At 67.5% G+C, this 14319-nt stretch carries 10 protein-coding genes; 9 read left to right on the top strand and 1 reads right to left on the bottom strand.

From position 1 onward, the window contains the following. Nucleotides 1-94 precede the first annotated feature (94 nt). The 4 genes from L593_RS08210 to L593_RS08225 all read left to right on the top strand — a co-directional run bounded on the left by L593_RS08210 (nt 95) and on the right by L593_RS08225 (nt 5127). The gene (locus tag L593_RS08210) at nt 95-820 is read left to right on the top strand and encodes a tetratricopeptide repeat protein (RefSeq protein ID WP_020446488.1); all 726 of its coding nucleotides are present in this window, start codon (nt 95-97) and stop codon (nt 818-820) included. Between the two features lie 74 nt (nt 821-894). Continuing rightward, nucleotides 895-1188, top strand: coding sequence for a DUF424 domain-containing protein (locus L593_RS08215; protein WP_020446489.1), 294 nt, complete (start codon nt 895-897; stop codon nt 1186-1188). Between the two features lie 424 nt (nt 1189-1612). Next, nucleotides 1613-2614: a cytochrome c oxidase subunit II gene (gene coxB / locus L593_RS08220; RefSeq protein WP_020446490.1), complete on the top strand. Its 1002-nt coding sequence runs from the start codon at nt 1613-1615 to the stop codon at nt 2612-2614. Continuing rightward, nucleotides 2611-5127: a cbb3-type cytochrome c oxidase subunit I gene (locus L593_RS08225; protein WP_020446491.1), complete on the top strand. Its 2517-nt coding sequence runs from the start codon at nt 2611-2613 to the stop codon at nt 5125-5127. The genes coxB and L593_RS08225 overlap by 4 nt, the downstream gene beginning before the upstream one ends. A 180-nt stretch (nt 5128-5307) precedes the next feature. Here the strand turns inward: L593_RS08225 and L593_RS08230 are convergent, their stop codons facing one another. After that, a complete protein-coding gene (locus L593_RS08230; RefSeq protein ID WP_020446492.1) occupies nt 5308-5688 on the bottom strand; it encodes a DUF5820 family protein in 381 nt (126 codons plus the stop codon). 476 nt (nt 5689-6164) lie between these two features. Between L593_RS08230 and L593_RS08235 the strand changes: the two genes are divergently transcribed. Genes L593_RS08235 through L593_RS08255 form a run of 5 tightly spaced genes read left to right on the top strand, consistent with a single transcriptional unit; the run spans nt 6165 to nt 14218 of the window. Further along, a complete protein-coding gene (locus tag L593_RS08235) occupies nt 6165-8240 on the top strand; it encodes a PrkA family serine protein kinase (protein ID WP_020446493.1) in 2076 nt (691 codons plus the stop codon). Continuing rightward, a complete protein-coding gene (locus tag L593_RS08240) occupies nt 8240-8464 on the top strand; it encodes a hypothetical protein (RefSeq protein WP_020446494.1) in 225 nt (74 codons plus the stop codon). Before L593_RS08235 ends, L593_RS08240 begins: the two co-directional genes overlap by 1 nt. Then, nucleotides 8461-10926, top strand: coding sequence for a PrkA family serine protein kinase (locus L593_RS16295; RefSeq protein WP_020446495.1), 2466 nt, complete (start codon nt 8461-8463; stop codon nt 10924-10926). The genes L593_RS08240 and L593_RS16295 overlap by 4 nt, the downstream gene beginning before the upstream one ends. 2 nt (nt 10927-10928) lie before the next feature. Then, the gene (locus tag L593_RS08250) at nt 10929-12230 is read left to right on the top strand and encodes a DUF444 family protein (protein WP_020446496.1); all 1302 of its coding nucleotides are present in this window, start codon (nt 10929-10931) and stop codon (nt 12228-12230) included. Further along, nucleotides 12227-14218 carry a SpoVR family protein gene (locus tag L593_RS08255; protein ID WP_020446497.1) on the top strand — a complete coding sequence of 664 codons (1992 nt, stop codon included), beginning with the start codon at nt 12227-12229 and terminating at the stop codon, nt 14216-14218. The genes L593_RS08250 and L593_RS08255 overlap by 4 nt, the downstream gene beginning before the upstream one ends. The last annotated feature ends 101 nt before the right edge of the window (nt 14219-14319 follow it).

Below are 14319 nucleotides of genomic sequence, written 5' to 3' on the forward strand. Positions count from 1 at the left end.
ACGTTGCCCACTTGCGTTGAGCTGTCTTCCTTGACATTCAGGAGACGAGAGAAATGACGCAGCCCTTAACATCGCCGGACGCCAAACCGCTCCAATGACAGACCGAGAGGATCACGACTATTCCGAGGGACAGGGCCTGCCGGAGTCTCCGGAGGGCTTCGACCTCGACCCGCCGGAACTCGCCGTGGATCCCGACCAGGTCGACCCCGTCGACTCCCGGGTCGTCGCCGACACGCTCGACGAGCGCCAGATCGCCAGCGAGAACGTCGACGCCGAGTCGCTGCTGGAGGTCGGCCTCGAGTACGTGCGGATCAACCGCTTCGAGGAGGCTACCGAGACGTTCGAACGGGCCGCCCGCTACGCCGAGGGCGAGTCCGTCGAGCAGGAGGCCTGGACGAACAAGGGCGTCGCCCACGCCGAACTCGAGGAGTACGACGCCGCGATCGGCGCCTACCGCGAGGCGCTCTCGCTCGACGGTACGTCCGATCACGAGGCGTCCGCGGAGACGAACCTCGCGTACGCGCTCTGGGAGTCCGGCCAGACCGCCCAGGCGCTGGAGCACGCCGAGCGCGCCGTCGAGGCCGACGAGCGCTTCGCCCGCGGCTGGTACAACCGCGGCTTCTTCCTGCTCGAGCGCGGGCTCGCCGAGGACGCCATCGACGCCTTCGACAACGCCCAGCGCCTTGGGATGCGGAGCCCCGAGCTGCTCGAGGAGAAGGCCCGCGCGCTCGAGGAGGCCGGCGAGTACGACCGTGCCGAGGAACTGGCCGACGAGGCCCAGGAGCTCCGCGAGCAGGCGGAGGCGGAGATGATCGAGTGATGGCCGACGACGCTCGAGAGCGCCGGGACGATCGACCGACCGGGGACGCCCGGGGGAACGGGGACGAACGGACGATGATCTGCAACGAGCGATCGACGAAGGAGGGGCTGCTCGTCGCGATCTGCGACGACGACGTGCTCGGCGAGTCCTTCGAGGAGGGCGAGATCTCGCTGACCGTGACCGAGGAGTTCTACGGCGACGAGGCCGTCCCCGCCGAGGCTGCGCTCGCGAGCCTCCGCCGTGCCACCGTCGCGAACCTCGTCGGCGAGCGCGCGGTCGGGATGGCGATCGAGGCCGGGATCGTCGAGGAGCAGAACGTTTTGGAGGTGGGCGGCACGCGCCACGCGCAGGTCCTGTCGGTCCGCTAACCCCGTCCCAACTTCCGCTAACCCCGTCCCGACTTCCGCTAACCCCTTCTCGGCTTCCGATACTCCTTCTCGGCTTCCGATTACCCCGCTACCACTGCGGCTGCTACAACGAAGAGAGCGACTGCCCCGCCAACACAACCTGACGCAGCGGAACGACGGTCCCAGCGGGCGGGTCCGCCGGGGCGACTCGTGACCGACCGAACCGGCCGCCTGGCCAACTGGAGGCACTCAGTTCTTTCGCTTTAACCCCGCTTCAGCAGCGTCGTAGAACGGCTGCGTGCCGAATCGTCGGCCGCTCGTGACAGCCGCTCCGAACACGTTCGGCGGCCCGTAACATCGGGGCCTTCCCGTGGATTCGGAGCCCGCGCGTCGTGCGCGTAACTCCAAACGTTCAAGGTCGTGAGCCCGAAAGCCTCGGAGAGACGTGGCACCAGACATCGCATACCCGGCTGCCGCCGTCGATCTGCTCCTCCAGAGCGGGTACGACGGCATGACGCGGGTCGACGTCTTCTCGCAGATCTACCTCGTCTTCCTCGCCCTGGGGACGATCGTCGGCACCGTCGTCGTCACGTACACGCTCTACAAGGTGTACAAGTATCGCGCCGGCGCCGGACACGACTACGACGTTGGGCGGCCCCAGCTCGGCGAACTGCCGACCGGGGCGGACAAGGGTGGTCGAAAACTGTTCCTCTCCTTCTCGCTGTCGGCGATCATCGTCATCTCGCTGATCGCCTGGACCTACGGCTTGCTCCTCTACGTGGAGACCGGCGGCGCCGAGGTCCCCGAGGACGGCGTCGAGGTCGAGGTCGTCGGGGACAACTTCGCCTGGGAGTTCGAGTACATGGACGACGAGACGATCCCCCGCGACCAGCTCAACGACACGGTCGGGGTGATCGGACAGCAGGAAACTGCGGCGGCGTTACGGGAGGCGAGATCCGACGGAAGCCTGTCCTACTCGGAGGCGCTCGCCGCACGCATGGACGAGGCCTCCAACGACTCCGTCGCTGCCTCGGACGTCTCGACGAACGTCCGGGCGATCGGGACGTTCCGGATCCCCGTCGATCGCGAGATTCACATCGACGCGACCTCGGGTGACGTCTGGCACAACTTCGGCATCCCCGAGCTTCGGGTCAAGGCCGACGCCATCCCCGGCGAGGTGTCCGAGCAGTGGTTCGTCGCCGAGGAGGAAGGGGAGTACACCGCTGCCTGTTACGAGCTGTGTGGCTCCGGCCACTCCGGAATGAACGCGCAGGTGATCGCAATGTCGAACGAGGACTATCAGAACTGGTATCAGGGACAGGTAATCGGGATCGATACGGCAATCGAGCAGCTCGAGGCTGGCACGTACGTGCAGTCCGCGAGCGGTTCCGGGAACGCCTCCGCGAGCGGTTCGGCGTCCGGTAGCGCTGGAGGTGTCGGCGCATGAGCACCGAGACGCACGACGAGGGCGGGCACCTCCCGCCGATGACCTCGGTCCGGCGCTGGCTCGTCACGACCAACCACAAGGACGTCGGGCTGCTCTATCTCGCCACCTCGCTGTTCTTCCTCGTGCTGGGCGGCGTCCTCGCACTGCTGTTCCGTATCCAGCTGTGGGGCTCCGGCGGAGGGTTCCTCAGCGCGCTCAACTACAACCAGGCGGTGACGATCCACGGCCTGCTGATGGTGTTCTGGTTCCTCTCGCCGTTCGCCTTCGGCTTCGCGAACTACATCGTACCGCTCCAGATCGGCGCGAAGGACCTTGCGTTCCCGCGGCTCAACGCCCTGAGCTACTGGCTCTACCTCGCGAGCGGCCTCATCGTCGCGGTGTCGTTCTTCCAGGGCGGTGCCTTCGCGGGCGGCTGGACGATGTACGCACCGCTCAACATGCCGATCAACACGCCGACCATCGGCGGGACGGCGACCGTCCTCGGACTCACGCTGTTCATCATGTCCACGACCATCGGGACGGTGAACTTCCTGACGACCATCCACCGCGGTCGCGCTGAGGGGATGGGACTCTGGAACCTCCCGATGTTCACCTGGTCGATCCTGCTGACCGTCTGGATGATGCTGTTCGCGTTCGCGGCGCTGCTGGCGGCGCTCCTCCTGCTGTCGTACGACCGCGTCATCGCAGCCGGACTCGGCGGCGCGGAGGCCGTCCACTACTTCGGTCCGGAGGCGAGCGGTTCGCTCCTCTGGGCACACCTCTTCTGGTTCTTCGGACACCCCGAGGTGTACATCGTCTTCTTCCCCGCCCTGGGCGTCATGTTCGAGGTCTTCCAGACGTTCACGGGGCGGCGGATCGTCGGCCGGAAGTGGGTCATTCTGGCGATGGTGCTCGTCGCCGTCCAGTCGTTCCTCGTCTGGATGCACCACATGTTCCTCTCCGCGATCAACCTCGAGATCAAGACCCTGATGATGGCGACGACCATCGGGATCTCGCTGCCGTTCGACCTGATGGTCTTCTCGATGATCTACACGACGGTCAAGGGGAGGGTGCGCTTCGCGACGCCGTTCCTGTTCGTGCTCGGCTCGCTCCTCCTGTTCATCCTCGGTGGGATCACGGGGGTCTTCCTCGGCGCCGTCGTGCTCGACTACGAGTTCCGGGGCACCTACTGGGTCGTCGCCCACTTCCACTACGTGATGGTGGCGGGCGTCACCGCGCTCGTCGGCGGCCTCTACTACTGGTGGCCGAAGATGACCGGGAAGATGTACTCGGAGTACCTCGGGAAGCTCCACTTCGCCGCGTACTTCATCGGGTTCAACCTGCTCTACCTCCCGATGTTCTTCGCCTGGGAGACGCCGCGACGCGTCTTCATCTACCCCGAGGAGCTGGCCATCTTCCAGAAGATGGCGACGGTGGGAGCGTTCGTGTTCGGACTCTCCTTCCTCATCATGTTCTACAACTTCGCGAAGAGCTACCGGCACGGCGCCGAGGCCCCCGACAACCCCTGGGAGTACTCCCAGACGGCCGAGTGGGCCATCGACTCGCCGCCCACCCTCGAGAACTGGAAGGGCCGCGTCAGCTACGCGAGTGGCTCCCTCGAGTTCGTCAAGCCCGGTTCCAACGACGCGGGCGGCAGCACCAGCGCGACGGCAGCGGACGGCGGCACCGCGGCGACCGACGGTGGTGCCGTGGTGGCAGCCGGCCAGCTCGACACCGTGGAGCAGGTCGACGACAGCCACGAGGAGCCCCATCCGGACCACGCCAGCATGTGGCCCGCGACGATCGGACTGGGGATGTTCGTGCTCTTCCTCGGCCTCTCCGGGCTCACGACCACCAGCGGCGTGCTCTACCCGGCGCTGACGGGGACCGGACTCCTCATCTTCCTCGGCGCCGCGCTCGGCTTCGGGCTCGAGGAGTTCGACGCGCCGGAAGCCAACGTGGCCGAACGCTGGCCGTTCGAGGGCGTCGGGAAGAACAAACTCGGCGTGTGGTTCTTCCTGGCGAGCGACGTGATCGTCTTCGGTGCCGTCATCGGCGCCTACCTCTTCAGCCGGATCGCCTACGGCTGGTCGGAGTGGCACCACGGTGAGGTCGTGCCGCCGTTCCTCTGGCCCGGCATGGTCAACACCTTCGTCCTGTTGACCTCCAGCTTCACGGTCGTACTGGCGATGGTGTACGCCGAACGGGGCAACAAGAAGGGGCTCGTGGCGTCGCTCGGGACGACGCTGCTGCTGGGCATCGTCTTCCTCGGCATCAAGGCGTGGGAGTGGTCCTACGAGTTCAGCCACGGCGTCTACCCGTGGACCGACATCTGGTACACGTCCTACTTCGTGACGACCGGGATGCACGCGCTGCACGTGATCCTCGGCCTGATGGTCGCCGGATTCATGTTCTGGCGCTCGACGAACGGGGCGTACCTGGACGACGACGAACCCGTGGAGCTGTTCGGGCTCTACTGGCACTTCGTCGACATCGTCTGGGTGTTCCTGTTCCCGATGTTCTACCTGATGTAGGACGTCGGGACGCTCGACGTTTCTCCGCTGCCGGTGTCGCCACAGTTCACGATCGCCGCCGACACCTGGTGAGTGACCTGTTCGAAGCAACTCGTCAGCAGCGCTACGGTCGATCCGGACGACCGGCGGAGCGCTGACCCCGGTCTACCCGCCGGGGACTGCGTTACCTGCGCCGAACCGTCAGTCCCACTCCGTCAGCGCGTCGAGTTCGTCGAGGTAGTCGTCGCGAGGAACCTGATAGCTGTCGCGATAGTCGATCGCGCCCTCGGCGAAGTCGGCCGCGACGGTCCGGAGACGGTCGAGGGCGTCTTCGCGTCGGTCGAATCGCTCCTCCGCGACGGTGACCTCGGGTTCGAGAAAGAGCGTGACGAACCAGTCGGCCGCGGCGTCGCGTTCGGGGCCCGGCCGTCGACTGTTTCGCCGGCCGCGCGTGCAGTAGAGCGTCGGCATGCACGCGGCGGGGAACGCGTCGCCGTCGAAGACGTCCGGGCGGTAGGCGAGGATCAATCGCCCGTCCTCGCCCTCGTTCCAGACCTCCCAGCCCGCCGGCGGGTCGTCCATGCCCCTCGTTCGGTCGCCCCGGCGAAAAGCCGTGCGGACTCGAATCCGACGACGTCCGTCCGTCCGTCGCCGCGGGCCGATCGAGCCCCGGGCTATCCCACCCTATATAAATGGCTCCGTAGCCCGGGCCATCCAATCGCCGACCACACTGCCGCCCCTCGATTTCACGTTCTGAGAACGGGGAGAATATTGCTGACATATATCTATTGGGGCCACGCTTATGTCGCTGGAAACCTGGTAATGAAAGGAGTATCGGTATCCGAACCGATCGAGCCCGCCGGTCCCCGCCGAGTCCCTCGCCCCGCGACGTGTCTGCCGCCGTCGGGTGTGGTAAGCCAAGCCATGACAACGAACGATCGACGCGCCGGCCGCTCCGGGCGGCCAGTGCGCGCACGAACCAGGCCAGCCCGACAGAGTACCGCCGCACCACCGAGCGCCGACCGCCCAGCCGGTCGGAGGTCGACGGAGGTGGACGCATGAGCGACGGCACGGAGACGCTCGCGGAACTCAGCGCCGAGTACCAGGCGTCGATCCCGGAGGACCTCCGCGAGCCGCGGTCCTTCGAGTGGTACCTCGAGACGCTCGAGACCGATCCCGCGGTCGCCCGTGCCGCCCACCAGCGGGTGGCCGACATGTTCGACTACTACGGCGCGGAGTACGACGAGGACCGCGGCGTCGTCGAGTACGAACTCGCGAGCGAGGATCCCCTCCACGACGGCGAGCACACGTTCTACGGTCGCGTCGTCCACGAAGCGATCCACGAGTTCGTCAACAAGGTCAAGTCCGGAGCCCGCGGGCTCGGCCCCGAGCGGCGTATCCTGCTCCTCCTGGGTCCCGTCGGCTCCGGGAAGTCCGCCTTCGACGCGCAACTCCGGCGCTACTTCGAGGACTACACGATGCGCGACGCGGGCCGGATGTACACCTTCCGGTGGACCAACCTCCGGGACGTGATCGAGGACCAGGACCCCGCCGACGACACCGTCCGGTCCCCGATGCAGCAGGATCCGCTGGTCCTCCTGCCACAGGCCCAGCGCGACACGATCCTCGAGCAGGTCAACGAGGCGCTCGACGCTCCCTACACCATCCGGAACGAGCAGAACCTCGACCCGGAGAGCGAGTTCTACATGGACGAACTCCTGGCCCACTACGACGACGACCTCCAGAGCGTGCTCGACAACCACGTCGAGGTCGTCCGGCTCGTCGCCGACGAGAACAAGCGTCGCGCCCTGGAGACCTTCGAGCCCAAGGACAAGAAGAACCAGGACGAGACGGAGCTCACCGGCGACGTCAACTACTCGAAGATCGCGGTCTACGGCGAGTCCGACCCGCGCGCCTTCGACTACTCCGGCGCGTTCTGTAACGCGAACCGCGGCATCTTCTCCGGGGAGGAGCTACTGAAGCTCCAGCGGGAGTTCCTCTACGACTTCCTGCACGCCACCCAGGAGCAGACGATCAAGCCCCGGAACAACCCCCGGATCGACATCGACCAGGTGATCGTCGGGCGGACGAACATGCCCGAGTACAAGGACAAGAAGGGCGACGAGAAGATGGAGGCGTTCAACGACCGCACCAAGCGGATCGACGTCCCCTACGTGATGGCCTACGAGGACGAGGCCGAGATCTACCGGAAACTGCTGGGCAACGCCGACGTCCCGGACGTCCACGTCGAACCCCACACGCTGGAGATGGCCGGCCTCTTCGGCGTCCTGACCCGGATCGAGGAGCCCGACGCCGACACCGTCGACGTCCTCCAGAAGGCCAAGGCCTACAACGGCGAGGGCGACGCCCTCGAGGACGTCGACGTCAAGAAGCTCCGCGAGGAGGCCCAGGCGGCCGCCGCCGTCGGCGAGGGGATGGAGGGCGTCTCGCCGCGGTTCATCGGCGACGAGATCGCCGAGGCGATCATGGACTCGACCCACCGCGGTCGGGACTACCTCTCGCCGCTGACCGTCTTCTCCTTCTTCGAGGAGAACCTCGAACACCACGGCTCGATCGCCGAGGAGCGCTTCGCCGAGTACTACCGCTACCTCGAGCGCGTTCGCGAGGAGTACCGCGAACGCGCCATCGAGGACGTCCGGAACGCGCTGGCCTACGACGTCGAGGAGATCCAGCGACAGGGCGAGAAGTACATGGACCACGTCATGGCGTACATCGACGACGACACCGTCGAGGACGACATCACGGGCGCAGAGAGCGAACCGGACGAGACCTTCCTTCGGGCGGTCGAGGAGAAACTCGACATCCCCGAAGACCGCAAGGACGACTTCCGCCAGGAGGTCAGCAACTGGGTCTCCCGTCGCGCTCGCGAGGGCGAGGCGTTCGACCCCACGGACAACGAACGCCTGCGCCGCGCCCTCGAACGGAAGCTCTGGGAGGACAAGAAGCACAACATCAACTTCTCCGCGCTGGTCAGCGCCAACGACCTCGACGAGGACGAGCGGACGAAGTGGGTCGACTCGCTGATGGACCTCGGCTACTCCGAGGAAGGGGCTCGCGAGGTCCTCGAGTTCGCCGGCGCGGAGGTGGCCAAGGCGGAACTGGAGGACGAATAATGGCGACGGATCACTGGGGAGCACCGGTCCGGACGCCGACCGCGGTCGCGACGCGGGACGCCCCGCTGCGCCGACTGCCGGTGGACCCCGGGCGCTGTGCGATCCGCGGTCCCGGCGACCAGCGACGGCTGCGTGCGAATCGATCGCCGTCCGACGCGTCGCAGTCCCACGCGACCGGGGACCGCCCCGACGCCCCGTCCCAACCCGACGGTGATCCGGGATGAGCGGCGAGGAGTACGTCGACGCCGCCGACCGCTCGCTCGCGGCGGCCTACGAGCCGCCGATGGACCTCGCGGCGTACGTCGACCTCGTGCTCGAACAGCCCGACCTCGCCGGGCACGCCGCGAAGTACCTCGTGGACGCAATCGAGGCCGCGGGCACGCGGACGGTCATCGAGCGCGGCGAGGAGTTCGAGCGCTACCGGTTCTTCGACGACCCCTACAACGACGGCGAGCACGCGATCCTCGGCAACACCGCGACGCTGAACCGGCTCGTCGACGACCTCCGGTCGATCGCGGCCGGCCGCGGCAAGCACGAGAAGATCGTCTGGATCGAAGGGCCGACGGCGACCGGCAAGTCCGAACTCAAGCGCTGTCTCGTCAACGGCCTGCGGGAGTATTCGAAGACTGAAGCCGGACGCCGGTACACGATCGAGTGGAACGTCCGTGGCGCCAGCGACACCCGCGGCCTCTCTTATGGCGGCGACGAACCCGCCGACGAGGACGACTGGCACGAGAGCCCGGTCCAGACCCACCCGCTCTCGGTGTTCCCGGAGGACGTCCGCGACGACATCGTGGCGGCGATCAACGACCGTCGCGAGGGCCACGTGCCGATCAGGGTCGAGACGGAACTCGATCCGTTCTCCCGTGAGGCCTACGAGTACCTCGAGGAGCACTACCGGCGACAGGGCGTCGAGGACCTGTTCTCGGCGATCACGGACCCGGACCACCTCCGGGTCAAGAACTACGTCGTCGACGTCGGGCAGGGCATCGGCATCCTCCACGCCGAGGACACCGGCGGGCCCAAAGAGCGCCTGGTCGGCTCCTGGATGGCCGGCATGCTCCAGGAACTGGACTCACGCGGGCGGAAGAACCCGCAGGCGTTCAGCTACGACGGCGTGCTGGCCCAGGGCAACGGACTGGTCACGATCGTGGAGGATGCCGCCCAGCACGCCGACCTGCTCCAGAAGCTGTTGTCGGTTCCCGACGAGGGCCGCGTGAAACTCGACAAGGGGATCGGCATGGACCTCGACACCCAGCTACTGGTCATCTCGAACCCCGACCTCGAGGCGACGCTGAACCAGCACGCCGAGCGCGCCGACGCCGACCCCCTGAAGGCGCTCAAGCGGCGGCTGGACCGCCACGACTTCACCTACCTGACGAACGTGTCGCTGGAGGCACAGCTCATCCGCCGGGAGCTCACCGGCGAGCACGAGGTCTGGACTCGCACCGACGCCACCGACCGCGACGAGCGGGTGCGCGCACCGGCGACGCTGTCGGTACGGACCTCCGGCGCTATCGCGCCGGGGGACCTCGACGGCGCCGGTAGCTCCGAGGACCACATCGGCGAGGGCGCGCTCGCCGGCGCCGATTCGGTCATCGCAGGGAGTGCCGGGGACGGGGACGACGCCGGCGTTCGCGACGTGGCGAGCGTCCGCGACGTCGAACTCGCTCCCCACGCCATCGAGGCCGCCGCGACGTTCAGCGTCCTCACGCGATTGACCGACGAGGAGACCGGCTCCGACCTCGACCTGCTGGAGAAGGCGCTGCTCTACGACCGCGGCTACCTGACCGACGGCGACGAGCGGGTCGGGATCGACGAGTTCGACGTCGACGGGTCGCGGGACGGCCACCACGGCGTCCCCGTCACCTTCACGCGGGACGTGCTCGCGGAGCTGTTGCAGGCGGACCGCGACCGGCACCACCCCGACCTTCCCGTCGAGGACGTCGTCCTGCCCGAGGACGTGCTCGACGCGATGGTCGCGGGGCTGGAGACCGCGCCCGTGTTCTCGCCCGGCGAGCGCACGGAGTTCGAGTCTCGCGTGGGCCCGGTTCGCGAGCACGTCCGGGAGCGCCAGACCGACGACGTGATCGACGCGATCACCGCCGAGCGATCCGTCGATCCCGAGGCCGTCTCGGAGTACGTCAAGCACGTCTACGGCTGGGCAACCGGCGAGCCGATCGAGAACGACCGCGGCGAGCGCATCCAGCCCGACCCGCTGACGATGAAGGTCTTCGAGATCGAGTCGCTGGGGCGCTTCGTCGAGGGCGATTATACCGGCAACGAGGCCAGCGACGAGGTCGCGCAGTTCCGCCAGGAGAAGGTCGTCACGGCCCTCAACCGTCACGCATGGGAGCACCGCGGCGAGGACTTCGCCGTCGAGGCGGTCGACCTCACCGCGATCCCGGTGATCGCGGACGTGCTCGAGGGCGCCGACTGGGACGACGTCAGACGTCGCCACGAGGAGTTCGACCCGAGCCAGTGGGCCGACCCGCCGGCCAACACCGAGACGGCGGCGGTGAAAGAGCGCACGATCGAGCACATGGTCGCCGAGCAGGGCTACTCCGTGGCCTCGGCGGAGCTGACCAGCCGACGCGTCATGGAGACGGTCGCCGACGACTGGGAGGCCGACCAGCCCGGTGACCACACCGGCGACGAGTTCCCGGACCGCAACGGAGGTGCCTGACAGTGGGACTGATCGACGACCTCGAGCGGTTCCACTCCGTCGGCGAGGATCGCCGCGAGGACCTCAAGGAGTTCGTCGCCTACGGCGACCTCTCCGCGAGCGACGCCGACAGCGTCCGCGTGCCGATCAAGATCGTCGACCTGCCGGAGTTCGCCTACGACAAGCGCGACCAGGGCGGCGTCGGCCAGGGCGACGCGGAGGTCGGCCAGCCCGTCGACGCCGAGCCCCAGCCCGGCGACGAGGAGGGCGACCCCGGCGAGGAGGGCGGCGAGCACGAGTACTACGAGATGGATCCCGAGGAGTTCGCCGAGGAACTCGACGAGGAACTCGGCCTCGACCTCGATCCGAAGGGCAAGCAGGTCGTCGAGGAGATCGAGGGCGACTACACCGACGTCGCCCGCGCCGGTCCCGACTCCACCCTCGACTTCGAGCGGATGTTCACGGAGGGCCTCAAGCGCAAGCTCGCGACGGAGTTCGACGAGGACTTTCTGCGGGAAGTGTGCAAGGTCGAGGGGATCACCGTCGGGGACGTCTTCGAGTGGGCCCGCGACGAGCACGTCCCGGTGTCCCACGCAGCGGTCGCGAAGCTCCACGGCGAGGTCGCCGACGAGCGAGGCGCCTGGGAGTCGATCGCCGACGTCGAGGCCAACGTCGAGCGCACCCCCGTCCGCCAGCGGATCCGCGAGCAGGGGCTCGACCACGTACCCTACCGCCGCGAGGACGAGCGCTACCGCTACCCCGAGGTGATCGAGGAGCGCGAGCGCAACGTCGTCGTGGTGAACATCCGCGACGTCTCCGGCTCGATGCGCCAGAACAAGCGCGAACTCGTCGAGCGGGTGTTCACGCCGCTGGACTGGTACCTCCAGGGCAAGTACGACACCGCGGAGTTCGTCTACATCGCCCACGACGCCGAGGCCTGGGAGGTCGAGCGCGAGGACTTCTTCGGTATCCGCAGCGGTGGCGGCACGAAGATCTCCTCGGCCTACGAACTCGCCGAGGAGCTCCTGGACTCATACCCCTACAGCGAGTGGAACCGCTACGTCTTCGCCGCGGGCGACTCGGAGAACTCCAGCAACGACACCGAACAGTCAGTGATCCCGCTGATGGAAGCGATCGACGCGAACCTCCACGCCTACGTCGAGACCCAGCCCAGCGGCAACGCGATCAACGCGACGCACGCCGAGGAGGTGGAGACGTACTTCGGCGAGGACTCGGGGGACGTGGCGGTCGCCTACGTCAGTGGCCAGGAGGACGTCACCGACGCGATCTACGAGGTCCTCTCGACGGAGGACGATTCACAATGAGCACGCCAGACCGCTACCAGGCACAGCAGCAGGCCCGCAGACTGGAGCGACCGGTCGCCGCGGCCCGCGAACTGGCCCAGACACTCGGCCTGGAGCCCGTCCCGGTGAACTACTGGATCGTCGACTACGACGAGATGAACGAACTCATCGCCTACGACGGATTCCAGACGCGCTATCCCCACTGGCGCTGGGGGATGAAGTACGACCGTCAGCAGAAGCAGGACCGCTACACCGGCGGGAAGGCCTTCGAGATCGTCAACAACGACAGCCCGGCCAACGCCTTCCTCCAGGAGTCCAACCCGCTCGCCGACCAGAAGGCCGTCATCACGCACGTCGAGGCCCACGCCGACTTCTTCGCGAACAACCAGTGGTTCGGCCTGTTCCCCGGCGAGGAGGGCGGTGCCACGGCCATGCTCGAACGCCACGCCACTCGCATCCGGGAGATCATGGAGGATCCCGAGATCGACCGCGAGGCCGTCGAGTCCTGGATCGACACCGTCCTCACGCTCTCGGACACGATCGACCAGCAGCGGGCCTTCTCGCGGGACCTCGGCGCGGACGGCGACGCGGCCGACGAGATCGACCTCGCCGACCAGCTCGACGACCTCGACATCGGCGATGAGGTGCGCGCGGAGGTCTTCGACGAGGAGTGGCTCGAGGCCCAGGCCGAGGAGGAACTGCTCGACCGCGACGCGCCCGAAGCCGACGTCCTCGCCTTCCTGCGCGAGCACGGCATGGCCTACGACGCCGAGGCCGAGCGCGCCGTCGAGTTCGAGGAGTGGCAGCGCGAGGTGCTCGAACTCTTGCGCGCGGAGGCCTACTACTTCGCGGCCCAGCGGATGACGAAGGTGATGAACGAGGGCTGGGCGGCCTACTGGGAGTCGATCATGATGGCCGGCGAGACGTTCGCCGACGCGGACGAGTTCGTCACCTACGCCGACCACATGGCGAAGGTGCTGGCCTCGTCGGGGCTGAACCCCTACGCGCTCGGCCTCGAACTCTGGACCTACGTCGAGAACCGTACGAACCGCCAGGAGGTCCTCGAGCGCCTGCTCGCCGTCGAGGGCGTCGACTGGCGCAGCCTCGAGGCGACCGTGGACTGGGACGCCGTCCAGGCGGCGCTGGAGCCGCCGGAGGCCGTCGCCGCCGCTGGCGGCACCGATCTCGAAGACGTCGCTGCGCTCCCGGACCACCTGATCGACCGCGAGGAAATCGAGGCCGCTCGCGAGGGCGCCTTCGACCCGAGCGAGGAGTCCTGGCGCCTCCTGAGCTACGAGGGGATGGCTCGGCGACACTACTCGCTGGTGCGTCCCGAGCACCGGCGCTTCCTGCGGGACGTCTCCCGGGACGAACTCGAGGAGATCGCCCGGTACGTGTTCGATCAGGATCGCTACGCGACGATCGAGGACGCCCTCGCGGACGTCGACTTCACCGCCGGCTGGGACCGGATGCGCGAGATCCGTGAGAGCCACAACGACGTGACGTTCCTCGATTCGTTCCTGACCGAGGAGTTCGTGGCGACGAACGACTACTTCACCTTCGAGTACTCCCGGGCCGCCGAGGAGCACCGCGTCGCGAGCACCGACCCCGCCGACGTCAAGAAGAAGCTCCTGCTCCAGTTCACCAACCTCGGCAAGCCCACGATCACCGTCGAGGACGGCAACTACGGCAACCGGAACGAACTGCTGCTCGGTCACCACTACAACGGCGTCGCGCTCGACCTCGCGCAGGCCGAGCGCGTGCTGGAGCGCACCTTCGAACTGTGGGGCCGACCCGTCAACCTCGCGACGATCGTCAAGGAGGTCGACGAGCACGACGTCGAGGTCGCTCGGCGGCGCAGTCGCGAACCGGACCCCGAGGAGTCCGGGAAGTTGCTCCGGTACGACGGGAGTACGATCGAGCACCGCGACATGCCCTGGAGCGAGGTCGACCACCTCGCGGCCGACGACGTGGACTACGACACCAAGCCCGAAGAGTGGCTGCAGTGACTCGCTGCGGCCGTTCGAGAGCTCTCGGGCCGCTGGCGTGGCCGTCGCGTCGACGCTCCGGACCCGACGGCCCGAATTCCGCCCGAACACTGACGTGTGTT

The sequence above is a fragment of the Salinarchaeum sp. Harcht-Bsk1 genome, from assembly GCF_000403645.1.
GTDB lineage: Archaea > Halobacteriota > Halobacteria > Halobacteriales > Salinarchaeaceae > Salinarchaeum.

Excerpts from the sequence above, each read along its gene's own strand:
- L593_RS08215 (WP_020446489.1), top strand. The coding sequence starts at position 895 with ATGATCTGCAACGAGCGATCGACGAAGGAGGGGCTGCTCGTCGCGATC.
- L593_RS08230 (WP_020446492.1), bottom strand. The coding sequence starts at position 5,688 with ATGGACGACCCGCCGGCGGGCTGGGAGGTCTGGAACGAGGGCGAGGAC.
- L593_RS08255 (WP_020446497.1), top strand. The coding sequence starts at position 12,227 with ATGAGCACGCCAGACCGCTACCAGGCACAGCAGCAGGCCCGCAGACTG.
- L593_RS08225 (WP_020446491.1), top strand. The coding sequence starts at position 2,611 with ATGAGCACCGAGACGCACGACGAGGGCGGGCACCTCCCGCCGATGACC.
- L593_RS16295 (WP_020446495.1), top strand. The coding sequence starts at position 8,461 with ATGAGCGGCGAGGAGTACGTCGACGCCGCCGACCGCTCGCTCGCGGCG.
- L593_RS08210 (WP_020446488.1), top strand. The coding sequence starts at position 95 with ATGACAGACCGAGAGGATCACGACTATTCCGAGGGACAGGGCCTGCCG.
- L593_RS08240 (WP_020446494.1), top strand. The coding sequence starts at position 8,240 with ATGGCGACGGATCACTGGGGAGCACCGGTCCGGACGCCGACCGCGGTC.
- L593_RS08235 (WP_020446493.1), top strand. The coding sequence starts at position 6,165 with ATGAGCGACGGCACGGAGACGCTCGCGGAACTCAGCGCCGAGTACCAG.